The 20,881-nt window shown below is 71.6% G+C and carries 22 protein-coding genes; 14 read left to right on the top strand and 8 right to left on the bottom strand.

From position 1 onward, the window contains the following. Nucleotides 1-95 precede the first annotated feature (95 nt). Complete coding sequence (locus ABZ441_RS16515) at nt 96-851, top strand: helix-turn-helix domain-containing protein (RefSeq protein ID WP_358973771.1); 756 nt, start codon at nt 96-98, stop codon at nt 849-851. Between the two features lie 76 nt (nt 852-927). On the opposite strand, the gene ABZ441_RS16510 is transcribed toward ABZ441_RS16515, so the two are convergent. Further along, nucleotides 928-2,043 carry a glycerate kinase gene (locus tag ABZ441_RS16510; RefSeq protein WP_358973768.1) on the bottom strand — a complete coding sequence of 372 codons (1,116 nt, stop codon included), beginning with the start codon at nt 2,041-2,043 and terminating at the stop codon, nt 928-930. A 131-nt stretch (nt 2,044-2,174) separates the two neighbouring features. On the opposite strand from ABZ441_RS16510, the gene ABZ441_RS16505 reads away from it, so the two are divergent. After that, the gene (locus ABZ441_RS16505; RefSeq protein ID WP_358973765.1) at nt 2,175-2,669 is read left to right on the top strand and encodes an NUDIX hydrolase; all 495 of its coding nucleotides are present in this window, start codon (nt 2,175-2,177) and stop codon (nt 2,667-2,669) included. 3 nt (nt 2,670-2,672) lie between these two features. On the opposite strand, the gene ABZ441_RS16500 is transcribed toward ABZ441_RS16505, so the two are convergent. Continuing rightward, a complete protein-coding gene (locus ABZ441_RS16500; RefSeq protein ID WP_205021036.1) occupies nt 2,673-2,873 on the bottom strand; it encodes a DUF2191 domain-containing protein in 201 nt (66 codons plus the stop codon). A gap of 70 nt (nt 2,874-2,943) precedes the next feature. On the opposite strand from ABZ441_RS16500, the gene ABZ441_RS16495 reads away from it, so the two are divergent. Then, on the top strand, nt 2,944-3,672 hold the full coding sequence (locus ABZ441_RS16495) for a Sir2 family NAD-dependent protein deacetylase (protein ID WP_358973761.1): 729 nt from the start codon (nt 2,944-2,946) through the stop codon (nt 3,670-3,672). Between the two features lie 169 nt (nt 3,673-3,841). Here the strand turns inward: ABZ441_RS16495 and ABZ441_RS16490 are convergent, their stop codons facing one another. Further along, complete coding sequence (locus ABZ441_RS16490) at nt 3,842-4,252, bottom strand: (2Fe-2S) ferredoxin domain-containing protein (protein ID WP_358973758.1); 411 nt, start codon at nt 4,250-4,252, stop codon at nt 3,842-3,844. A 315-nt stretch (nt 4,253-4,567) separates the two neighbouring features. Here ABZ441_RS16490 and ABZ441_RS16485 point away from each other — a divergent pair, with 315 nt between their 5' ends. Then, nucleotides 4,568-5,152: a TMEM165/GDT1 family protein gene (locus tag ABZ441_RS16485; protein ID WP_358973755.1), complete on the top strand. Its 585-nt coding sequence runs from the start codon at nt 4,568-4,570 to the stop codon at nt 5,150-5,152. 84 nt (nt 5,153-5,236) lie between these two features. Here the strand turns inward: ABZ441_RS16485 and ABZ441_RS16480 are convergent, their stop codons facing one another. Then, entirely contained in the window at nt 5,237-5,755 is a 519-nt protein-coding gene (locus ABZ441_RS16480; RefSeq protein ID WP_358973752.1) for a methylated-DNA--[protein]-cysteine S-methyltransferase, read from the bottom strand. Between the two features lie 17 nt (nt 5,756-5,772). Beyond that, the gene (locus tag ABZ441_RS16475; RefSeq protein ID WP_358973749.1) at nt 5,773-7,245 is read right to left on the bottom strand and encodes an AlkA N-terminal domain-containing protein; all 1,473 of its coding nucleotides are present in this window, start codon (nt 7,243-7,245) and stop codon (nt 5,773-5,775) included. Nucleotides 7,246-7,687: 442 nt separating this feature from the next. On the opposite strand from ABZ441_RS16475, the gene ABZ441_RS16470 reads away from it, so the two are divergent. Further along, nucleotides 7,688-8,902 carry a right-handed parallel beta-helix repeat-containing protein gene (locus ABZ441_RS16470; RefSeq protein WP_358973746.1) on the top strand — a complete coding sequence of 405 codons (1,215 nt, stop codon included), beginning with the start codon at nt 7,688-7,690 and terminating at the stop codon, nt 8,900-8,902. A gap of 191 nt (nt 8,903-9,093) precedes the next feature. Next, nucleotides 9,094-9,702 carry an SUKH-4 family immunity protein gene (locus ABZ441_RS16465; protein WP_358973907.1) on the top strand — a complete coding sequence of 203 codons (609 nt, stop codon included), beginning with the start codon at nt 9,094-9,096 and terminating at the stop codon, nt 9,700-9,702. A gap of 395 nt (nt 9,703-10,097) precedes the next feature. Here ABZ441_RS16465 and ABZ441_RS16460 read toward each other — a convergent pair whose 3' ends face one another. Further along, nucleotides 10,098-11,261: a serine hydrolase domain-containing protein gene (locus ABZ441_RS16460; RefSeq protein WP_358973743.1), complete on the bottom strand. Its 1,164-nt coding sequence runs from the start codon at nt 11,259-11,261 to the stop codon at nt 10,098-10,100. A 328-nt stretch (nt 11,262-11,589) separates the two neighbouring features. On the opposite strand from ABZ441_RS16460, the gene ABZ441_RS16455 reads away from it, so the two are divergent. Beyond that, the gene (locus ABZ441_RS16455; RefSeq protein WP_358973904.1) at nt 11,590-12,408 is read left to right on the top strand and encodes a helix-turn-helix transcriptional regulator; all 819 of its coding nucleotides are present in this window, start codon (nt 11,590-11,592) and stop codon (nt 12,406-12,408) included. A gap of 10 nt (nt 12,409-12,418) precedes the next feature. Here the strand turns inward: ABZ441_RS16455 and ABZ441_RS16450 are convergent, their stop codons facing one another. Next, complete coding sequence (locus tag ABZ441_RS16450) at nt 12,419-12,787, bottom strand: nuclear transport factor 2 family protein (protein WP_358973741.1); 369 nt, start codon at nt 12,785-12,787, stop codon at nt 12,419-12,421. Nucleotides 12,788-13,035: 248 nt separating this feature from the next. After that, on the bottom strand, nt 13,036-13,548 hold the full coding sequence (locus ABZ441_RS16445) for a cupin domain-containing protein (RefSeq protein WP_358973738.1): 513 nt from the start codon (nt 13,546-13,548) through the stop codon (nt 13,036-13,038). A gap of 150 nt (nt 13,549-13,698) precedes the next feature. On the opposite strand from ABZ441_RS16445, the gene ABZ441_RS16440 reads away from it, so the two are divergent. From ABZ441_RS16440 to ABZ441_RS16410, 7 genes are all read left to right on the top strand, one after another. Next, a complete protein-coding gene (locus tag ABZ441_RS16440) occupies nt 13,699-14,133 on the top strand; it encodes an Rrf2 family transcriptional regulator (protein WP_358973735.1) in 435 nt (144 codons plus the stop codon). 50 nt (nt 14,134-14,183) lie between these two features. After that, nucleotides 14,184-15,047 carry a hypothetical protein gene (locus ABZ441_RS16435; protein ID WP_358973901.1) on the top strand — a complete coding sequence of 288 codons (864 nt, stop codon included), beginning with the start codon at nt 14,184-14,186 and terminating at the stop codon, nt 15,045-15,047. A gap of 479 nt (nt 15,048-15,526) precedes the next feature. Continuing rightward, a complete protein-coding gene (locus ABZ441_RS16430; protein WP_358973732.1) occupies nt 15,527-17,098 on the top strand; it encodes an ABC transporter substrate-binding protein in 1,572 nt (523 codons plus the stop codon). A 32-nt stretch (nt 17,099-17,130) separates the two neighbouring features. After that, on the top strand, nt 17,131-18,159 hold the full coding sequence (locus tag ABZ441_RS16425) for an ABC transporter permease (protein WP_358973729.1): 1,029 nt from the start codon (nt 17,131-17,133) through the stop codon (nt 18,157-18,159). Between the two features lie 2 nt (nt 18,160-18,161). After that, nucleotides 18,162-19,049 carry an ABC transporter permease gene (locus ABZ441_RS16420; RefSeq protein WP_358973725.1) on the top strand — a complete coding sequence of 296 codons (888 nt, stop codon included), beginning with the start codon at nt 18,162-18,164 and terminating at the stop codon, nt 19,047-19,049. After that, the gene (locus tag ABZ441_RS16415; protein ID WP_358973721.1) at nt 19,046-19,975 is read left to right on the top strand and encodes an ABC transporter ATP-binding protein; all 930 of its coding nucleotides are present in this window, start codon (nt 19,046-19,048) and stop codon (nt 19,973-19,975) included. Before ABZ441_RS16420 ends, ABZ441_RS16415 begins: the two co-directional genes overlap by 4 nt. Next, nucleotides 19,972-20,859, top strand: coding sequence for an ABC transporter ATP-binding protein (locus tag ABZ441_RS16410; RefSeq protein WP_358973717.1), 888 nt, complete (start codon nt 19,972-19,974; stop codon nt 20,857-20,859). Before ABZ441_RS16415 ends, ABZ441_RS16410 begins: the two co-directional genes overlap by 4 nt. The last annotated feature ends 22 nt before the right edge of the window (nt 20,860-20,881 follow it).

Below are 20,881 nucleotides of genomic sequence, written 5' to 3'. Positions count from 1 at the left end.
GGGTGACCAGTCTTCGAAGGCCCTGGTTGTGCGGGTGCACAGAAGGAGGTGACGCGCCGTCGTACCCGGCACGGCCGGTGGCATCCTCACGAGCCATGAGCGGCTCGGCTGCGGGACGGAGCGAAGACATGCGGCAGCGCAGTGACGAGCGGGGCCGGGTCCTGCTCGACGCCCTGCTGGAGGGCCGGTCGGAGCCGGGTCTCGTGGCGCGCGCGGCGAGCGGTCTGGATCTGCCGGAGCGGGGTCGCTACGCGGTGGCGGTGCTGCGGGTGGCCGAGGGCGGCCCGTCGGGCGTGGCTCCGGAGACGGACGGGCTGCGTTTCCTGAGGCGGAGGCGCGGGGACCGCGAGACCTTCGTCGTCGCGCTGGGTGACCGGGATCCGGCGGCGCTCGCCGAACACCTGGCGCGCTGGTGCCGGGGCCCCGGCGGAATCGGCCCGGTGGCCGACGGACTGTCCGGGCTGGGAGCGGCGCGCCGGCTGGCCGAGTTGGCACTGCTGACCTGTCCGCCCGGTACGACAAAGATCGTGCGGCTGGAGGAACGGCTGCCCGCCGCGCTGGTGGTGAGCCAGCCGGAGCTTTCGGCCCGGTTGATCGCGGATGTCCTGGGCCCGCTGCTGGCGTTGGCCCCTGCGGACCGGGCGCTCCTGGTGCGGACGCTCGAGGCGTGGCTGGAGTGCGGAGGGTCGGCGGGGCGGGCGGCGGGACGGTTGTACTGCCACCGCAACACCGTGCTCAACCGCTTGCGGCGGCTGGAGCGGCTGACCTCTCGGTCGCTGTCACGGCCCCGCGAACTGATCGAGATGATGCTGGCGTTGGACGCGTTCAGGCTGTCGGCACCGCAGACGTGAGGGGGCGGGGCGGCCGAGGAGGGGGCACAGCGCCCGTGAGGGGGAGCCCGGCGGGCCGCCCCCTCACGGCGGTGCGTCAGGACAGGAAGTCGCGGGCGATCGTCCCGGCCGCGCGTTCCAGGAGGGGGCCGGCCTGCGCCATGCAGACGGCGGGGTCCGGTTCCAGGTCCGTCAGGGCGTAGGCCCGGCGGATACCGGCCCGGTCCAGTGCCTCCTGCGGCAGTGCCAGGCGTCCGCACACGGCGACGACTTCCACGCCGGCCTCGCGGGCCGCGGCCGCGACGCCCGCCGGGGCCTTCCCGTGCAGGGTCTGCTCGTCGAGCGAGCCCTCCCCGGTGACGACGAGCGTGGCACGGGCCAGCGCGGGGGCGAAGCCGAGGACGTCGAGCATGACCTCGATGCCGGGCCGGAAGCGTGCGCCCAGGGCCACCAGTGCGCCGTAGCCGATGCCTCCGGCGGCTCCCGCTCCCGGCAGCTCGGCCGTCCCGGGTCCCAGCACGGAGGCGTAGTGGACCAGCGCCGCGTCGAGGACCGCGATGTCGTCCTCGGTGGCGCCCTTCTGCCGTCCGTAGACCTCGGGAGCACCCTTGGGACCGGTCAGGGGGTTGTCCACGTCGCTGGCCAGGATCAGGTCGATGTCGGCGAGCCGGGGGTCGAGCCCCGAGAGGTCGGCCTCGGCCAGTCCGGCGAGCGCGCCGCCGCCGGGGCCGACGGGCTTGCCGGCGCCGTCCAGGAAGCGGGCTCCGAGCGCGGAGAGCATGCCCGCGCCGCCGTCCGTGGTGGCGCTGCCGCCGACGCCGAAGACGATCGTCCTCGCGCCCGCGTCGAGCGCGGCCGCGAGCAGTTCCCCGGAGCCGTACGTGGTCGCCGTGAGCGGGGCGAACTCCCCCGCCGGCAGGTGCTGGAGGCCCGAGGCCTCGGCCATCTCCACCACGGCGGTGGCGTCGCGCACCGCGTACGCCGCCGTCACCGGGGTGCCCAGCGGCCCGGCCACCCGCACCTCGCGGCGCTCGAATCCGGCGGCCACCGCGGCGGCGACCGTACCGTCACCGCCGTCCGCGACGGGCAGGGCCTCGACCCGCACCCCGGGTACGACGCTCCGCAGCCCGGCCGTCACCCGCTCCGCGACCTGCACGGCTGTCAGTGAGCCCTTGAACTTGTCCGCCGCCACGAGCACGTGGGGGGTCTCCATCACTGCTCCGTCCGCCACCTTGCATCCCTTTGCTTTCGAACAGGCAGTCGCGCCGCCCCGACCATATCCGGACCACCCCTGATCTGCCCATGGCTGTCCGAAACCACGTGCGCGCCCCCTACGCTGCCCCCGTGACCACCTCTGACTACGCCACCTACATCGCAGGCCTCCCCCGTGTACTGGCCGGGGCCGCCACCCTCTTCAGGGACGGACGGGGACGGGTCCTGCTCGTCGAACCGAACTACCGGGAGGGCTGGGCGCTGCCCGGCGGCACCATCGAGTCGGGCGACGGCGAGAGTCCCCGGCAGGCCGCCCGCCGCGAGACCGCGGAGGAGATCGGCCTCGACCTCGCACCTGGGCGGCTGCTCGCCGTGGACTGGGCACGGGGCGTGGACCGTCCTCCCATCGTCGCCTACGTCTACGACGGCGGTGTGCTGGCCCGGGAGCAGCTCGACTCGATCCGGATCCAGGAGGACGAGCTCCTCTCCTGGCGGCTGGTGGACCGCGCCGAACTCGCCGCGTACCTGCCCGACAGGCTCGCACGGCGTGTCTCAGTGGCGCTGGAGGTGCTCGACTCCGGTGCCGGCGCGGCCGAACTGGAGGACGGCGTACAGGTCCCGGGGTGAGGGTCAGCCCTGGGGGTCCTGCGGCCTGGCGTCGGCCTCCCTCCGTGCGTCGTCCTGCGAGGCGGCCCGCGCTTCGGTGCGATGGCCGCGTGCGATGTAGTCGCGCACGACGAGTTCGACGGCGTCCTGCGGGTTTCCGACGCCCGCCAGCACCATGACTTCCACGACGAGTTCCGCGTCCAGATTCACGACAACCTTGGCCATGGCCCGGACCCTAGAGGCTGCCCTCGGAAATGTCATCGCGGCGGGGCGGTGGCGTCCGTAGGCTCGGAGCATGACTCTCGTCGCGATCCTCAGCGGCGCCGGCATCTCCACGGACTCCGGCATCCCCGACTACCGCGGTCCGCAGGGCCTCTGGCGGAAGGATCCGGAGGCGGAGAAGCTCGTCACGTACGACTTCTACATGTCCGATCCGGAGATCCGCCGCCGCTCCTGGCAGATGCGCCGCACCAGCGCGACGTGGAGCGCCGAGCCGAACGCGGCCCATCGCGCGGTGACCGCGCTCGAACGGTCCGGCACCCCGGTCCGGGTCATCACGCAGAACGTCGACGGACTTCACCAGTTGGCCGGCCTGCCCGCCCGCAAGGTCGTCGAACTCCACGGCACGGCACGCGAGGTGGTCTGCACCCGCTGCCACGCCCGGTCGCCCATGGCGGACGCGCTGGCCCGCGTCGAGGCGGGCGAGACGGATCCGCCCTGCTCGGTCTGCGGCGGGATCCTGAAGTCGGCGACGGTCATGTTCGGCGAGCGCCTCGATCCTCAGGTGCTGGCGGAGGCGATGGCGATCACCAAGGCGAGCCAGGTGTTCGTCGCGGTGGGTACGACGCTGCAGGTGCAGCCCGCGGCCTCGCTGGCCGGGATCGCGGTGGAGCACGGGGCCCGGCTCATCGTGGTGAACGCGGAGCCGACCCCGTACGACGAGCTGGCCGAGGAGACGGTGCGCGAGCCCATCGGGACGGCGCTGCCCGCGCTGCTGGAGCGGCTGTCCGCAGGCGGTACCTGATTGATCCGGGGGCGGCCGCCGATCGGTGAGGATCTCCGCGGGGACCTGGGGATCGGCGGGTCACGACACCTCGTTGCACCGTGACCACCCACCGGACCCGGGACCGTGGCGTGAAGCGGAGTGCCGCCGGCCGGACGAGCCCCCGCGTACGGACCGGCGGTTCAGGGCACTAGGACCCCTTCCCCTCCAGTCCGGCCCGGATCCGGCGGGACGGGCTGAAGGCGTACAGGTCCAGGATCTCCGGCGGGTCCGCGAGGCCGGGTCCGCCCTCCCCCGCCCACGTGGCGATGTCGGCGACGGCCTGCGGATCGTTGACCAGCCCGAGCCAGACGGGACGGCCGCCGACGCGGCGGCCGTCGGCCGAGGGCTGTACGACGATGACGTTGCCGTGCTCGCAGGCGTCGAGGCACTCCACGGCCCGCACGGCGGCGGCCCCGTCGAGGGCCCCGCGCAGCTGCGCGAGCTGCCCGGCGTGGTCCACGCCGGGGATCTTCGGGGTGCCGCAGCAGCATCCCCGGCAGACGCTCACCGTGGGCCTGGACGGTCCCGCTCCGGCGGCCTTGCGGGGGCGGCGGCTCATACGGGGGCACTCCCGGGGGCGGCGTGGATGATCACCCCAGGACTGTACCGAGCCACTCACCCGCAGGTCCTATGGGGTATCGTTGACGGCTGCGAAGGGGAGTAGCCCCGAAAACCGGTCGTCGACACACTGGAGCCCTCGGGTTCCCGGTGGCCGGGCCCGTGGATCCTCACGGGTGGGCGAGACCTTCGGTCAGGTATGACACGCCCGCGCCCTGCGGGCGCCGCCGTCATGCCGGGCCGAGTGGTCCTCCGAAATGCCGAGTGGCGCTTCGCGGAAGGCCCGGGGCCCGGCTCGCACAGAAAGCCACCCGGAATGCACCTCGACCTCCTGGCGATCCTCACCGCCTTCGGGCTGATCTTCCTCGCGGAGCTCCCCGACAAGACGATGTTCGCCTCCCTGGCCATGGGCACTCGCATGCGGCCGCTCTACGTCTGGTTCGGCACCTCGTCCGCGTTCATCGTGCACGTCGCCATCGCCGTCGGGGCGGGTGGGCTGATCGGCCTGCTCCCCGACTGGATCGTCAAGCTGGTCTCGGCCGCCCTCTTCGCGTTCGGCGCGTTCATGCTGCTGCGCAGCGGCGGCGGTGACGACGACGAGGACGAGGAGATCAAGACCGTCACGGGCTTCTGGCCCGTCTACTCCACGGCGTTCATGGCGGTGTTCATCAGTGAGTGGGGCGACCTGACGCAGATCACCACCGCGAACCTCGCCGCCAGCAACGGTGCCTGGTCCACGGCCGTCGGGTCGGCGATCGCCCTCATGTCGGTGTCCGCGCTGGCGCTGCTGGCGGGCCGTTTCATCGCCAAGCGGGTGCCGCTGAAGACCGTGCAGCGCATCGGTGGCGTGTGCATGCTGGGCTTGGCCATCTGGTCGGTCGTGGAGATCTTCACCGGCTGAGTGTCGCGGGCGGACCGGGGCGCCCGGGCCCCGGCCTGCCACATGACCGGCGAAGGCGCCGTGCACTCCGGTCCGCACGCCCGCTCAGAACAGGGCCGGTGTCGCGCCCTCCGCGCCCCGCTCGAAGGCGAGCAGCCGCTGCTTGCGGTCCAGTCCGCCTCCGTACCCCGTCAGGCTCCCCGAGGCTCCGACGACGCGGTGGCAGGGGACGATGATCCCGACCGGGTTCCTGCCGTTGGCGAGGCCCACCGCCCGGGAGGCGCCCGGCTTGCCGAGGTGTCCGGCCAGTTCGCCGTACGACCGGGTCTCGCCGTACGGAATCCGTACGAGCTCGGCCCAGACACCGCGCTGGAACGGGGTGCCCTCCAGGCGCAGGGGGAGGTCGAACTCCGTCAGCTCGCCGGCGAAGTAGGCGTCCAGCTGGCGGACGGTCTCGCCGAACGGCCGTGGGTCCGGCGCCCCGAAGGTCTCCTCCGGCGGCCGGTGCCGCTGTCCGGTCATGTAGAGACCGGACAGCACGCCGTCGGTCGCGACCAGGGTGAGCGCCCCGTACGGGCTGTCGACGACCGTGTGATGTCTGGTCGTCGTGGGTGTGGTGGTCATGGTTCGTCCCTACGCTCTCAGACGGGCAGGTGGTTGATGGGGTGGTCGTCGACGGTCCACAGATACTGCACGGCGTACGCCCGCCAGGGGCGCCACCGCACGGCACGCGCGGTGAGGGCCGCGGGGGTCGGCGGGAGGCCGAGCTGCTCGGCCGCCCTGCGGATCCCGAGGTCGGTGGGGAGGAAGGCGTCCGGGTCTCCGAGGGCGCGCATGGCGATGACCTCGACCGTCCAGGGGCCGAAGCCGGGCAGGGCGGCCAGTTCCGTGCGCGCCTGCTCCCAGTCGGTGCCCTCCTCCAGACGCAACGATCCGCCGGCGAGTGCGGCCACGAGCGTCGTGAGGGTCGTGCGGCGGCTCCGCGGCAGGGCGAGCGCCTCGGGATCGAGGCCGGCCAGTGCCTCGGGGGCGGGGAAGAGATGGGTGAGACCGCCCTCGAGGTCGTCGACCGGCGTGCCGTGGGCGCGGACCAGACGTGCCGCGTGGGTACGGGCGGCAGCCGTGGAGACCTGCTGGCCGAGTACCGCGCGTACGGCGAACTCGGACGCGTCGACCGTACGCGGCACGCGGCGTCCCGGAGCCGCGTCGACGAGCGGAGCGAGCAGCGGATCGGCGCGGAGCTGGTCGTCCACGGCGACCGGATCGGCGTCCAGGTCGAGGAGTCTGCGGCAGCGGCTGATGGCCTGCGTGAGGTCGCGGGGGTCGGAGAGGGAGAGCCGGCAGTCGATGTGGCCGGTCTGCGGGGTCAGCGCCACGATGCCGTGTCCGTGCGGGAGCGTGAGCGTGCGACGGTACGCTCCGTCGCGCCATTCCTCCACGCCTGGGACGGCGGTCGCGGCGAGGTGCCCGAAGAGGTTGCCGGGGGTGAGCGGCGCGCGGTAGGGCAGTCGGAGGGCGATGACCCCCGGGGTGGCCGGCGCGCGGCGTCCTCGCGCGGCGCGGGTGCGCAGTTCACCGGGGGCGAGCCCGAAGACCTCCCGCACGGTGTCGTTGAACGCACGGATCGAGGAGAACCCGGCCGCGAACGCGATCTCGGCCATGGGGAGCCCGGTCGTCTCGATGAGCACCCGGGCGGTCTGGGCGCGCTGGGACCTGGCCAGCGCCAGCGGTCCCGCGCCGAGTTCGGCGAGGAGCTGGCGCTCGACCTGCCGGGCGGAGTATCCGAGCCGGGCGGCGAGTCCCGGTACGCCCTCACGGTCGACGACCCCGTCCTGGATGAGACGCATGGCCCGGGCTACCGAGTCGGCGCGGGCGTTCCACTCCGGGGAGCCGGGGCTGGTGTCGGGCCTGCACCGCTTGCAGGCGCGGAATCCGGCCTGCTGGCACGCGGCGGCGCTGGGGTAGAAGGTCATGTTGCGGGCCTTGGGCGCCACGACGGGGCAGCTGGGCCGGCAGTAGATCCGGGTGGTGAGGACCGCGGTGAAGAACCAGCCGTCGAAGCGGGCGTCCTTCGACTGTACGGCCCGCACGCAGCGCTCGGTGTCGGTGTGCATGGTCCAAGCATCGGGCACGGGGGACCGGGCGGCTGGCGGAAATCCGACATCGAGCTTGCGCGGGAATCCGACACCGGTTCACGTCGGGTTCAGGCCTTGCGGCCGGCGTCGGGGGGACTTCCAGCCCCACTATCCGATTCAGATGTCTGAACTTTAATCACCTACAGGTGTATTGACGCGCTCACGACAGGCCCTTACGGTCCGAGAAAGCGCTTTCTCCCCACCCAGCGTGGTGTCGGCCGCGCTGCCCGTTCAGAAACTCGAACCGGCGGCAGTAGTCACATCACGAGTCGAGACAGGAAGGGCCACCCCCGTGCACCAGTTCGGCCCCACCCGCCCCGGTCGCTTCCGCACCGGACCGGGTCTTCCCACCGGGGAGTTACCCGATGCACCGGTCCGACGCCCGCTGGTCAGTCGAACCAACCCGATCTGGAGACGAACGATGCAGAAGAAGAAGCTCGTCATCGCGTGTATCGGCCTGGTGACCGGATCGCTCGTCGCGCTTTCCGGCACCATGGCGCAGGCCATCCCCACCCCCGCCGGCGCCACCGGTGCCCGGGCAGCCCTGGCCGCCGACGCCCTGTACGTGGCGCCGGGGGGCAGCGACGACGCGGCCGGTACGGAGTCCGACCCGACGACGCTCTCCTCGGCGATCTCCCGCGTCACCTCCGGCGGAACCGTCTACCTGCGCGGCGGGACGTACGCGTACTCCGAGACGGTCACCATTCCGCCGGGCAACGACGGCACCTCGAGCGCCCGCACGACACTCGCCGCCTATCCGGGCGAGACCCCGGTCCTGAACTTCGCAGCCATGAGCGAGGACCCGGCGAACCGCGGCCTGGCGGTGAACGGCGCGTACTGGCACGTCGACGGGATCGTCGTCGAGCACGCCGGTGACAACGGCATCTTCGTCGGCGGCAGCGACAACGTCATCGAACACGTCGTGACGCGCTTCAACCACGACTCCGGCCTGCAGATCTCGCGGATCGCCTCCGACACCCCCGACGACGAGTGGCCGGCGAACAACCTCGTCCTGAGCTCGGAATCGCACGACAACGCCGACTCCGACGGTGAGGACGCGGACGGCTTCGCCTCGAAGCTCACCTCGGGCCCGGGGAACGTCTTCCGGTACACCGTGTCCCACAACAACATCGACGACGGCTGGGACCTCTACACCAAGTCGGAGACCGGCCCCATCGGGCCCGTGACCATCGAGGACTCCCTCTCCTACGACAACGGCACCCTGTCGGACGGAACCGTGAACTCCGACGGCGACCGCAACGGCTACAAGCTCGGCGGAGACGGCATCGAGGTCGACCACGTCGTCCGGCGCAACATCGCCTACGGCAACGGCCACCACGGGTTCACCTACAACAGCAACCCCGGCTCGATGGCGGTGTCGGACAACGTCAGCATCGACAACGCCGAGCGCAACTTCTCCTTCGACAAAGGCACTTCGGTGTTCCGCGACAACGTCTCCTGCCGCAGCGACGACGGTTCCAACGACAAGACCGTGGGCGACGCCGACAGCTCCAACCAGTTCTGGACCGGCTCCAACGGGCCGGCGTGCTCCGCCTACTCCGGCGCGATGGACTGGTCCTTCGCCGGCGACGGCTCCCTCGTCATGACCTTCGGCGGCGCGAGGGTGACGCCGTAGCCGCACGCGCATCCGTGGGCACCATGCCTCCATCGGTCCGTCCGCTCCGTGCGGACGGACCGGCGGGGGCACTGCGGCGTCCGCGACGGGAACAGGGAGGCGTCGTGATCTGCGACGCTGTCGTGGTGGCCGGTTCCGTCCACCACGAGTCCCACGGCGGGCGCGACGCCGCCGAGTTCGGAGTTCCCGCCGTGCTTTTCGACATCACCCGCGGCCGACTCGCCGGCCTCTTCGGCGAGGGCCGGCTGGTGACCCTGCCGGCAACCGCCTTCCCGCCCGCCGCCGCGGACACCGAGGGCGCCCGCCTCCTGCAGGCCGTCGGTGTCCCCACAGGGACGCTCTGGCTGCGTGAGCACGACACCGGCGGGCTGCCGCTCGTCCGGGACGTCGCCCACGTCGAGGACTTCGAGAACGTCCCCGAGGGTGCCCGCGAATGGCCCGTCGTCGGCTGGCTGCTCAACGCCCACCTGGCCCTCGACCCCGGTTCCGGCACGGTGCACGCCTTCGACCCCGACGAGGAGACCGTGCGGCAGCTCCACGCGGACGTCTCCTCCCTCGTCCAGGTCGGCCTCCGGTTCCAGCGCCTGCTGGAGGAGTTCACCTTCGAGGACGACAGCGACGAGGAGGCCGGCTTCGAGCGCCTGGACCGCGAGGTGGACCGGGTCCGCCGGGAGACGAGCGCCGTCGACCCGCTCCCCTTCCAGGACGACGAGACCGTCTGGTCGGTGATCGGCGACGAGATCGCGGCGGGACAGCACTTCAGGGGCGACAGCCCGGGAGCACGCTCGCTCCCAGGATGACCGCCGTCCGGTACGGCGTGCGCGCCGCGCGGTGGGCACTCCGCCGTTCTGTAATCCCGGAGTCCCCCGCCGATCCCCGGACCAGCTGTGCTGCTGTCCGTGGCCCCGGGTACGATCGCGGCCTCGATGGGCCGGACGGAGATCGTGAGGGACTCGCGGCCATGGGGGGTGGGTCGCACAGGCCCCGGCATCCAGCTCGGGACTGGAGGTATCTTGCCGTATCCCCACCCCCCTCCCTCCCCGTTCGGGTTTCGGGGTCGCGGCCTGCCGCGTCATCGGCCGCCTCGCCCGGGCGCCCGCCCTGCAGCAACGCGAGCGGTTCCGCGAGAACACACTTCTGCAAGGACACGGTTGTGCAGGACGGCCCGGGCACGACGTCGGTCCACGGGAAGCACTCAAGGGCGGGACCTGCACAGTTCCTCGCCCACGAGGGTGCTGAGGGCCGGCCCCGTGTCCGGGCCGCCTTCGCTGGTGGCGTACACCACGGCCGTCCGGGCGCCGTCCGCCGTGACGCCGCTCCAGCTGCGGTAGCCGAGCAGTTCACCCGGGTGACCGAAGTAGGTGCCGCCGCAGGGCAACGGGAGCTCGCCGAGACCGAGTCCGTACCTCACGCCGGGCATGCCCAGCCCCGGCGCGGACACGGTGGTCGTCATCTCCTCGAGCTGCGCCGGGGCCAGCAGCCGCCCTCCGAGAAGCGCGGAGTAGAACCGGCTCAGGTCGTGCGTCGTGCTGATGAGTGAACCGGAGCCGACGGCCATGCCGGGGTCGAGGACCGTGACATCGATGCCGATGCCGGTCCCGGTGCCGAACGAGCTGTAGCTCCGGGCGTGCGGGTCCGGGACGGACGTCGAGGGTCCTGGTGCGAAGGTCTCCCCGAGGCCCAGCGGACGGATGATCCGCCGGTCCACCTCCTGGGCCCAGCTGTGACCCGTGACCTGACGGATGATCATCGCAGCGAGGACGTAGTTGGTGTTCGAGTAGGACCAGTCGCGCTCGGCGGCGGCCGGGGGAGACTGCCGCACAGCCAGCCGCACCAGCTCCTCGGGGGTGTAGGAGCGTGTCCGCTGGGCCCGGTAGCCGGCCGCGCTGTTCAGGGCCGGGATCTCCGGCTGCACGTCGGGGACGCCGCTGGTGTGCTGGAGTAGTTGTCGCACGCTGATGAGGCGGCCGTCGGCCGCGGTGCCCCGGAGCACTCCCGGCAGCCACTGTTCGACGGTGTCGTCCAGCGACATGCGTCCCTCGCCGACGAGTTGCAGTACCACCGCCGCGGTGAAGGTCTTGGTGGCACTGCCGATCCGGAAACTGCCGTCCCGCGGCATCGGCCCGGCGGTATCCCTGCGGGCCGTTCCGGCGCGCGCACGGTCACGGGTGTGCCGTGACGTCACCTCGGCGGACACGCCGACGACTCCGGTGTCGTGAATCGCCTCCACGTGCCGTCGCAGCGGATCAGCCTGCCACGGCGTCGCCGCCGTCGACGGCCCGGTCGATACGACGAGGAGGGCCGCGGCCAGTCCGGCCAGTCCGAGTCCGCCCCGACGGCGCCTTCGGGAAACACCCATGCCGATCCCCAATCCGCTCCGGGTCTGACTGCGCGTGGGACCACCCGGTCCGTGGTCCGTGACTGATCCGCCCCGGGACGGGCGGTCGGTCACCATCCCATCGGTGGACGGGCCGTCAGCCCATCCGGCTGTCCCCCGTAGTGATGACGCGCTGTCCCCCGGGCGTCCCGGGGGTTGTCTCCCGCGCACAAAGGGGCGCGGGGCCGACCAGCGGGATCCGGGCGCGGACGTGCCGTGGGAGACCGGTGCGGGACCTCCGGGGTACCACTCCGGTATTCCACGGGGGCCGCCGTCCGCATCGGCTACCGTCCTGGCCATGACGACTGCCATGACCAGGACGGTCGATGACGTGAAGATCGGGAGCCTGCTGCGGGTCTGGCGCAAGCTGCGCGGGATCAGCCAGCTCGAGCTGGCCCTGCGGGCCGACAGTTCCGCACGGCACATCAGCTTCGTCGAGACCGGCAGGTCCACGCCGAGCAGCACCATGGTGCTGCATCTCGCCGAGCACCTCGACGTTCCCGTGCGCGAGCGCAACTCGCTGCTGATGGCCGCGGGTTACGCCCCCTCGTACCCGGAGACCTCACTGGCATCCCCGGAGATGACGACGCTTCGTGCCGGTCTGGATCAGCTGCTGACCGCCTACGAGCCGTTCCCCGCTCTGGTGATGGACGGGATGTACGACGTGGTGACCGCGAACAAGGGTGTGGGGATGCTGCTCGACGGGGTGTCCGGTCACCTGCTGCAGCCGCCCCTGAACGCCATGCGCCTGACGCTTCACCCGCAGGGCCTGGCCCCCAGGATCCGCAATCTGGGCGAGTGGCGTGCCCACCTGCTGGAACGGATGGACCGGCAGGCCGCCCTGCGTTCCTCGGATGCGCTGCGCGGCCTGTACGAGGAGGTCGCCTCCTATCCGGCACCGGCCGGCGACACCCACACCGGTCCGGACGGGCGTACGGATGAGCCAGGACCCGCTGCTCACCCGTACGCACTGCCGCTCCGGATCGAGGCGGGCGGGCAGGTGCTGTCGTTCATCTCGACGGCCACGACGTTCAACACCCCGATGGATGTGACCGTCTCCGAACTGGCCGTCGAGACGTTCCTGCCGGCGGACCCGGAGACGGCGGCTGTTCTTCGAGCGGCGGCCTGAGAGGGGGTTGTCACGCCCCCAGCAGGCGGTCCAGGAACCCCGCAACGCTTGTGATCCGGCCGTCGTCGGCGAGTGTGATCACGTCGAAGCCGGCTGCGGGAGCGGATCCGTCAGCGGTGGAGACCAGGTCCCAGGTGAAGCGCACCAGGTTGTGGTGCGCGTCCGGCGTACCGGTGAGCTCGAACGCGAATCCGGGGAACTGCTGGTGGGCGCCGGTGATCGCCGCCTCGATCCCTTCGTGGCCCTTCGCCTCCCCCAACGGGTCGGTGTAGGTCCCGTCCTCGGTGAACGCCGAGGCGACCGCTTTGGCCAGGTCCTCGGGGGTGGCGGCGTTCCAGGCGGCGAAGTAGCGCTCGACGGCGTCCTCGTGGGTGGTCACGGCGGTGTCCTCTCGTTCGGTACGGGCGCACCCGTGCGGCGCGTCCGCGACAGGGCCGCGCTTCCCGCCCCTTCGGCGGGAAGCCTGGCCGGACGGCGGCTCACCGGCCGCCCGCCGCCCTGCCCTGCATACCCGCAGCGTGCCGCACGTGTCGCAGGGGGTCGATTACCGCTGAGGTAATCCCAGGGCCCGTACCGAGCCGCCCGGGCTTCCGCCGGCGCAGGACGACGGGGCAGCCGGGCGGTCGGTCAGTCGGTTGTCGCGTCGGCCCCCAGGGCGTACAGGCGCGGCAGATTGACCACGATCGCCTCCTGGGTGCTGCGGGCTATGACCACCACGGCCTCCTCGGTGGGGTCCGGGTTCTCCTCGCGGTGCGGGACGAACGGCGGAACGAAGATGTAGTCGCCCGGCGAGGTGCGCAGCCGCACTTCCTCCGGCTCGTCCCCGGAGTCGTCCACGAAGACGAACTCCGGGTGCCCACTGACCACATGGATGGCCGTCTCGGACTCGCCGTGGTGGTGGTCGGAGGACGCCGTCGAGGGGGCGACGTGGGTCTGGCCCATCCACAGCTTCTCGGACCCGACGGTCTTCCCGCTCACCGCGCTGAACCTGCGCATGCCACCGGTCTGCGCCGTGTCGCCGTCCAGCGCGTCCGCGCGGATGTGGTGCAGGCGGGTGCGCAGGGGTGCCGCCGGGCGGCCCGGGGCGTCATGGAGGTGAGGGTGGAACCCCTCTCCGGGGGTCGTCAACGGCTCGCTCATGACGGGGACGCTAGGTCGGCGCCGAAAAGGATGTCAAGAGGTGTCCTTTCCCCTTCACCTGCGGCAATGTTCCCGCAACAGACCACGGAACCAGGAGCGGAACGACCGGGTGAGCCGCGCCCGGGCCCGACGTGGGGGCATGATGTGGGCATGCATATCTCCGCGAAGGCGGACTACGCCACGCGCGCCCTTCTGGAGCTCGCGAGTGACCCCGGCCGTCCGCTCTCCTGCGAAGCCATCGCCTCCTCGCAGGAGATTCCGTTCAGATTCCTGAAATCCGTGGTGGGCGAACTACGCAGGGCCGGCCTGGTGCGCAGTCAGCGTGGCTGCGAGGGCGGGTACTGGCTCGGCAGACCGGCCGGGGAGATCACCCTGCTGGATGTCGTACGCGCCGTCGACGGAGAGCTGATCACGCTGCGGGGCGAGTCGCTGGCCGGGCTCGACTACCCCGGCCCGGCCGAGGGCCTGCCCGCGGTGTGGAGACGGCTCGAGTCGGACGCCGCGGTGGCCCTCGGCGGGCTCACGCTGGCCGCACTGCTGCCTGCCCCCGCACGCGAACAGCCGTCCGCGATCGGTGCCGCGTGAGCGGGGGCGCGGATACGCCGGCGGTGGAGGTGGTGGAGTACACCGACCCGATGTGCCCCTGGGCCTGGGGGTCGGAACCGGCCTTCCGCAGGCTCAGGACCGCGCTGGCCGGCCGGGTCCGCTGGCGGCGGGCGTACGCGGTCCTCTTCGACGACGAGGACGACCCGGCACCCGATCCGGCGGCCGAAACCGCCTACTACGCGGGCTACGTCGAGAGGATCTGCGCGCACACCCGTGCACCACGAGCGGCTCGGCTGAGCCGGGTCGCGGCCGGCTCCTGGCCCTCGTCACTCGTGGCGGGGGCCGCCGAGCTCCAGGGGGACGACGTGGCCGAACGGGTCCTGCGCAGGCTGCGGGAGACCGTCTTCGTACTGGGTGAGCCGGCGGACACCATGGAAGCCGCGGTGACCGCGGCACACGGCGTCCCGGGCCTCGATCCGGACCGGCTGCGGTGGGACGCGGCCTCGCCGGACGTGCTGGAGCGGGTGCGCGCCGACCGCGCGGAGGCACGGCGGCCGGTCCCCGAGGTCCTCTCCGTGCGCAGCGCGTCGCCGCATCCGGGCGCGGCGAAGGAGACGTCCGAGGGTGGGTACCGCTACGCGTTGCCGACGCTTCTGCTGCGCGCCCCGTCGGGATACCGCGCGATCCCCGGCTGGCGGCCCTACGAGGCCTACGCGGCGGCGGTCGACGAGCTCTGCCCGGGTCTCCTGGACTCCTCCGCGCCGCTCTCCCCCGCCAAGGCGCTGGAGCTCCACGGAAGCCTGACCGAACCGGAGCGTCACCTGCTGGCGGAGGGGGTGTGGCCCCCGCCGGGGGCGGTCCCGCTGGGGACCGGAAACGGCCCCCTGTGGCTGCATCCTGACGAGGCGTCATCACGTCCGGCCTTGCCCTCCGGCCCTACAGCAGCGCCCTGAGCTGCGATTTGAGCACCGTCCCGCTGAATGAGACACCAATGGGTGTCCATTGACAGGCGCGGACGGCTGCCGCCAGGATATGTCCATGCTCACGACGCATCCCGGCGTGGTGTGCCGCTACGTGGACCTGCGGCGCACTTCCAGCGCACTCTGTCGCTGACCGCCCACCACCCCCGTTCCGCAGGCGCTGCCCCGGCCTCCGCCGACAGCACCGGCTGCCCGCCGGTCCGCTGATCCGCGCCTGTTCCCCGCGTCGGCTCTCCGCCTTCCGTCGTGCCTTCTTCGTCGTATCCCCGTTCGGGGTCGTGCGTTGCTCGACACCCCGCCCGGGGCCGCTCCCGCCCAGCCGTGCACCACCACCTCGGCGACGCATGCCCGCCTGGGCGACGACGGTTCCGTACGAGTGCCCCGCACCCTTGCTCGCGCTCCCCCGCCTCCTCCTGCCCTGCTTCGGGTCGGGACCCACCAGAGAGAACGAGATGTCCGCACGACTCACGATCCGCCACCGACCGGACGTCCGGTCGGCCCGACGGGCGGGTGGCCTGAGGGTCGCTGCCCTCGGAACCGCCCTTGTCGCCCTGCTCGTCCCGGCTCTGAGCGCTTGCGGCGGCAGCGCCTCGTCGTCGGCCGGCAGCGCCACCCTGAAATGGGCTTCCTCCTACTTCCCGGGCCATTGGGATCCGGTGGTGTCGGGAAGCGGTGCACAGTTCCGTGAACTTGCTCTCGTTTACGCCTCGTTGACCCGTACCGACGAGACGGGCAAGGCCGTTCCGGACCTCGCCGAGAGCTGGGAGTACAACGGGAAGGGCGACCGGATCACCTTCCATGTACGTCCCGGGCTGAAGTTCAGCGACGGCGAGCCCGTCGACGGCGCAGCCGTGAAGGCCGCCGTCGAGCGTGCGCAGAAGCAGAAGAACTCCGCGCTCTTCGGTGACCTGACGTCGATCGGTTCCGTCGAGGCCGATGGCCTGGACGCCACGCTCGACCTCACTCAGGTCGACTACCAGATACCGCAGTTGCTCGGCGAGCGCGTCCTGCAGATCGCCAGCCCGAAAGCCGCCGCGAACCCCGCGAAGCTGGACCAGAACCCCGTCGGCGCCGGACCGTTCGTCATCGACCAGCTGGTTCCGGGCACCAAGGCGGTCCTGCGGAAGAACCCCGACTACTGGGACGCGAAGAACATCCACATCGACAACGTCGAGCTGGTGTCCGCCCCCGACGCCTCCACGGTCGTCTCCGGACTTCAGACCGGGGTCTACAACTTCGCCGACCTCGACCCGAGTCAGGCCGCCGCTGCCGACAAGGCGGGCCTGGACGTGTTCTCGCAGCCCGGCTTCAACGCATCGAACATCAGCCTGAACGTCAACAAGGCACCCTTCGACGACGACAGGGTCGTCGACGCGCTCCGCTACGCGGTCAACCGCGAGGAATTCGTCGACAAGCTGACCTTCGGTCATGGCGAGGCGACCGACCAGCCGTTCCCGAAGGGCTACGTCGCCTACGACTCCGAGTCGGAGAACGCCTACCCCCACGACCCCGAGAAGTCGAAGAAGCTCCTCTCCGAGGCGGGTCACCAGCCCGGCGACATCAAGCTGAACCTGGTCATCCCGGCAGAGGATCCGCAGGCCGAGATCGTCCAGTCGCAGCTGGCCGCGGTGGGCATCAAGGTCACCATCAAGATCGACAAGAACTGGGCCACGCCGTTCTTCGCCAAGGACCTGGCCTTCTCCCTGTACTCGACGACGGGCCGCGACTCCGCGGTGCAGACCCTCACCGCCCATTTCGGTCCTGACGGCCCGCTGAACCTGAGCACTCCCTATGAGCCGGACGGCTTCAGGCAGGCAGTGGCCAAGGTCCGTCAGACGCCCCTGGACGCACCCGACTACGCGCAGGTCCTCCAGGCGGCGACGCGCGCGGGCCTGGAGAGCAAGGCCCTGATCTTCACCTTCTCCTCGCCCAACCTCTTCGCCAAGAACAAGGCCCTGTCCGACCTGCCGAAGAACCCCGCCCACATCGACTGGACCGGCGTGAAGATCGCCGACGGCTCCTGACCACCCATCCATTCCAGAGAGGGGGCAGCCCCATGACGACGGACACACCGGCGGTCACTCCCGAGCGCCGCCGCCGGCTCGTCCCGGCCGGAGCGCGGCATGCGGCGGGGCGGGTGACGGCCGCCCTGGGCCGGTCGGTCGCGATCTTCGTGCCGGTGTTCCTGGTGGCGACCTTCGTGACGTTCGCGTTGCGGTCCATGAGCGGGCTCAGCCCGGCGCGGATCCAGCTGGGCGAGGAGGCGACGCCGGAAGCGATCCAGCGCATCGAGGCCGAGTGGGGGCTCGACAAGCCCTTCCTGGCCCAGTACTGGGACTGGTTCACCGATGTCCTGCACGGACAGCTCGGTACCAGCTGGGTCAACGGGGCCGACATCTCCACGCTGATCGGCCTCGGACTGGGCGTGAGCCTCTCGGTCGCGACCTTCGCGCTGGTCGTCGGCGTGGTCGTCGGCTTCATCCTCGGCACGGTGGCCGCGCTCCGGCGCACCACCCTCGTCGACCGGGCGATCACGGGGTTCGTCACCGTGATCTCGGTGATGCCGGCCTTCGTCGTCGGCATCGTGCTGGTGGCGGTCCTCGCGGTGGGATTCGGTCTGTTCCCCTCGGCCGGCTACATCCCGTCCGAGCAGGGCGTCGGCCCCTGGCTCGCCCACATCACGCTCCCCGCGCTCGCACTGAGCTTCGACGTCATCGCCGACGTGGCCCGCCAGTTGCGGTCCAGTCTCATCGCGGCGTACGGGGAGAACTACGTGACGGGCGCGGTGGTGCGGGGCCTGAGCCCACGGCGCGTGTTCTTCGGCCACGTCCTGCGTAACGGCCTCGGGCCCGCCCTCGCCACGATCGGCCAGAAGTTCCCGGCGCTGGTCGGCGCCTCCGTGGTCACGGAGTGGATCTTCGGCCTCCAGGGCTTCGGCCGGTTCGCCAACGACTCGGCCCAGGCCGGTGACGTACCGGCGGTGCAGGGCGTGCTGGTGGTGTCGATCGTGCTGGTCGTCTCCTTCAACCTGATCATCAATCTGGTGCTGGCGCGTGTGATGCCGGCATCCCAGCGGGGGGTATGACGATGGTGCGCCGCGTCCTGTCACTCACATCCGGCCGGATCGCCGTGGCGATCCTCGTGCTGATCGCCCTCCTCGCCGTCTGCGGCCCCTGGCTCGCCCCGCAGGATCCCCTGGCGACCAGCGACAACACCCTGGCTTCGGCCTCGGGCGCCCACTGGCTGGGGACGGACTACCTGGGCCGTGACGTGTTCAGCCGCCTTCTGGACGGCTCACGCGTCAGCGTGCTGGGATCGCTGGAAGTCGCGCTGACGGCTCTCGTCGTCGGCGCGATCCCCGGCATCCTGTCGGTCTACTCGGGCCGGGTCTTCGAATGGCTGACCCTCCGTCTGGCCGACACCCTGGTCGCCCTGCCGTTCCTGCTGTTCGCCATCGCCGTGATCGCGTTGCTCGGCAACGGCATCACCCAGGCCATGCTCGTCACGGGCGCCCTGGTCTCCCCGCTCTTCTACCGGGTGTCCCGTGCGGCCACGCTGGCCGTGGCCCGCTCGCCGTACGTGGAGGCCGCGATCGTCTCCGGAGCCTCGACCGGCTGGGTCGTCCGCCGCCACGTCTGGGTCAAGGTGCTCCCGCCGATCGCGGTCGCACTCGCCCAGACCATCGGCGTGGGCTTCGTCATCGTCTCGAGCCTGACGTTCCTCGGTATCGGCGTCCAGCCCCCGGCTCCCACCTGGGGCGGTCTGCTCGCCTCCGACCTGGGCTACCTCAGCCACCAGCCCTGGGCTCCGGTGCCGCCCGCCCTGCTGATCATGGTCACCGTCTGGGCGTGCAACCTGCTCGCCGACGCCATCCGCGACGTCTCCGGCGAAGCGGGCAGGGCGTTGGTCAACCGGCGCAAGGCCCGGGACCGCTCCGGCGCATCCGCCCCTCTCTCCGTGGGAGGTTCCCGATGAGGACCCTGTTCCAGCACACCGACCTCGGCCGTCCCGCGGATTCCACGGAGAGCGAGGCCACCGACGCGGCCGCCCACACAGCCGCTCCGACCGCTCCGCCGGTCATCGCCGTGCGCGACGTGCGCATCAGCGACCGCGTCACCGACCGGGAGGTCGTCCACGGCATCGGCTTCGAGCTCACACCGGGCAAGACGATCGGCATAGTCGGCGAGTCCGGCAGCGGCAAGACCCTCACCTGCCGTGCCGTGCTCGGCATCCTGCCGCCGCACTTCGAGGTCTCCGCCGGATCCGTCGAGATCGACGGCACCGACATCGCCACCCTGACGCCCCGTCGGTGGACGGCCCTGCGGGGCACCACGGTCGGCGCCGTCTTCCAGGACCCGGCGTCCTATCTCAACCCGTCGATCCGTGTGGGCGCCCAGATTGCGGAGGTCATCCGGGTCAAGAAGGGCGTGAAGCGGCGCGAGGCACGACGGCGGGCACTCGAACTCCTCCGCGCGGTACGGCTGCGGGACCCGGAGCTGGTCTACGGCCAGTACACGTACGAGCTGTCGGGGGGAATGCTCCAGCGCGTCCTGATCGCGTCGGCGATCGCCGTCGAGCCCCGCGCGCTCATCGCCGACGAGGCCACGACGGCACTCGACGTCACGGTGCAGGCCGAAATCCTAGACCTGCTGGCCGAACTGCGCGAGCGCACCGGCCTGGCGCTCGTCGTCGTCTCCCACGACCTGGCCGTCGTCGCCCAGCTGTGCGACGAAGTCCTGGTCATGCGGCAGGGCGAGGTGGTGGAGCAGGGCCCGACGCGGTCCGTACTCCACGACCCCCAGCACGAGTACACCCGGCTGCTCATGGCCGAGCACGAACAGTACGGCCTGGACAGGTTCCTCACTCCGAAGGCCCCGGACGCATTTGAGGAGGCGTCATGACCACCGTGTCACCCGAGGCGAAGGCCACCGGCCGCAGGGAGGAGGCGCGGGGGGAGGCGGCCCCCTCCCCCGTCCTGGCCGTCGAGGACCTGGAAGTCCGTTACGGCCGGGGACGCCGGGGCCGCAGTGCCCTGCGAGGCGTCTCGCTGAGCATCGCACCCGGGGAGACGGTCGGCGTCATCGGCGAGACGGGCTCCGGGAAGTCCACACTGGCCCGCGCCGTGCTCGGCCTCGTGCGTGCCTCGGCCGGTTCGATCCGGGTCGACGGCGATGAGGTCACCGGATTCGGCCACCGCCAGTGGCGCGGCCTGCGCCGGCGGGGCGTCGTCCAGTACGTCTTCCAGGACCCGCTGCGCAGCCTCGACCCGGACCTCACCGTCGAGGACTCCCTGACCGAACCGCTCCTCATCCAGGGCGTGCCGCGCAAGGAGGCGGCCGATCGGGCCCGCGCGTTCCTCGACCGGGTCCACCTGTCCGGGGAACTCCTCGGCCGACTGCCAGGAGAGCTCTCCGGCGGTCAGCGGCAACGGGTCGCCGTGGCCCGCGCCCTGGTCACCGAGCCAGCCCTGGTCATCCTCGACGAGCCGGTCAGTGCCCTGGACTCCGCCAACCGCGTCCAGGTCCTGGAGATCCTCAAGGAGCTCCGCGACTCCGGTACGTCCCTCGTCTTCATCTCGCACGATCTCGGTTCCGTCGCCGGGACCGCCGACCGCATCGCCGTGCTCTACGGGGGTGAGCTCGTCGAGGTGGGGACGGCACATGACGTGATCAACCACCCGCAGCACGTGTACACCCGCCTGCTCGTCGGCTCCGCGCCCACGCTGCGCGGGCGGACAGCCGACCGGAGCGAGCGCGAGGCCCTGCGCGCACGGCTGAGCGGCTGACCGCACGGCGTCCGGCCCCCTT

Origin of the sequence: Streptomyces sp. NPDC005752 (assembly GCF_040630715.1) — a bacterium.
In the GTDB taxonomy this organism is placed as follows: Bacteria; Actinomycetota; Actinomycetes; order Streptomycetales; family Streptomycetaceae; genus Streptomyces.
The sequence above is the reverse complement of the archived record's forward strand: the minus strand, read 5'-3'. Positions and strand labels throughout refer to the sequence as shown.

What these genes read in the sequence shown, in the direction of transcription:
- ABZ441_RS16515 (WP_358973771.1), top strand. Translation starts at nt 96, where the DNA reads ATGAGCGGCTCGGCTGCGGGACGGAGCGAAGACATGCGGCAGCGCAGT.
- ABZ441_RS16510 (WP_358973768.1), bottom strand. Translation starts at nt 2,043, where the DNA reads ATGGAGACCCCCCACGTGCTCGTGGCGGCGGACAAGTTCAAGGGCTCA.
- ABZ441_RS16500 (WP_205021036.1), bottom strand. Translation starts at nt 2,873, where the DNA reads ATGGCCAAGGTTGTCGTGAATCTGGACGCGGAACTCGTCGTGGAAGTC.
- ABZ441_RS16495 (WP_358973761.1), top strand. Translation starts at nt 2,944, where the DNA reads ATGACTCTCGTCGCGATCCTCAGCGGCGCCGGCATCTCCACGGACTCC.
- ABZ441_RS16490 (WP_358973758.1), bottom strand. Translation starts at nt 4,252, where the DNA reads ATGAGCCGCCGCCCCCGCAAGGCCGCCGGAGCGGGACCGTCCAGGCCC.
- ABZ441_RS16485 (WP_358973755.1), top strand. Translation starts at nt 4,568, where the DNA reads ATGCACCTCGACCTCCTGGCGATCCTCACCGCCTTCGGGCTGATCTTC.
- ABZ441_RS16480 (WP_358973752.1), bottom strand. Translation starts at nt 5,755, where the DNA reads ATGACCACCACACCCACGACGACCAGACATCACACGGTCGTCGACAGC.
- ABZ441_RS16475 (WP_358973749.1), bottom strand. Translation starts at nt 7,245, where the DNA reads ATGCACACCGACACCGAGCGCTGCGTGCGGGCCGTACAGTCGAAGGAC.
- ABZ441_RS16470 (WP_358973746.1), top strand. Translation starts at nt 7,688, where the DNA reads ATGCAGAAGAAGAAGCTCGTCATCGCGTGTATCGGCCTGGTGACCGGA.
- ABZ441_RS16460 (WP_358973743.1), bottom strand. Translation starts at nt 11,261, where the DNA reads ATGGGTGTTTCCCGAAGGCGCCGTCGGGGCGGACTCGGACTGGCCGGA.
- ABZ441_RS16455 (WP_358973904.1), top strand. Translation starts at nt 11,590, where the DNA reads ATGACCAGGACGGTCGATGACGTGAAGATCGGGAGCCTGCTGCGGGTC.
- ABZ441_RS16445 (WP_358973738.1), bottom strand. Translation starts at nt 13,548, where the DNA reads ATGAGCGAGCCGTTGACGACCCCCGGAGAGGGGTTCCACCCTCACCTC.
- ABZ441_RS16440 (WP_358973735.1), top strand. Translation starts at nt 13,699, where the DNA reads ATGCATATCTCCGCGAAGGCGGACTACGCCACGCGCGCCCTTCTGGAG.
- ABZ441_RS16435 (WP_358973901.1), top strand. Translation starts at nt 14,184, where the DNA reads ATGTGCCCCTGGGCCTGGGGGTCGGAACCGGCCTTCCGCAGGCTCAGG.
- ABZ441_RS16430 (WP_358973732.1), top strand. Translation starts at nt 15,527, where the DNA reads ATGTCCGCACGACTCACGATCCGCCACCGACCGGACGTCCGGTCGGCC.
- ABZ441_RS16425 (WP_358973729.1), top strand. Translation starts at nt 17,131, where the DNA reads ATGACGACGGACACACCGGCGGTCACTCCCGAGCGCCGCCGCCGGCTC.
- ABZ441_RS16420 (WP_358973725.1), top strand. Translation starts at nt 18,162, where the DNA reads ATGGTGCGCCGCGTCCTGTCACTCACATCCGGCCGGATCGCCGTGGCG.
- ABZ441_RS16415 (WP_358973721.1), top strand. Translation starts at nt 19,046, where the DNA reads ATGAGGACCCTGTTCCAGCACACCGACCTCGGCCGTCCCGCGGATTCC.
- ABZ441_RS16410 (WP_358973717.1), top strand. Translation starts at nt 19,972, where the DNA reads ATGACCACCGTGTCACCCGAGGCGAAGGCCACCGGCCGCAGGGAGGAG.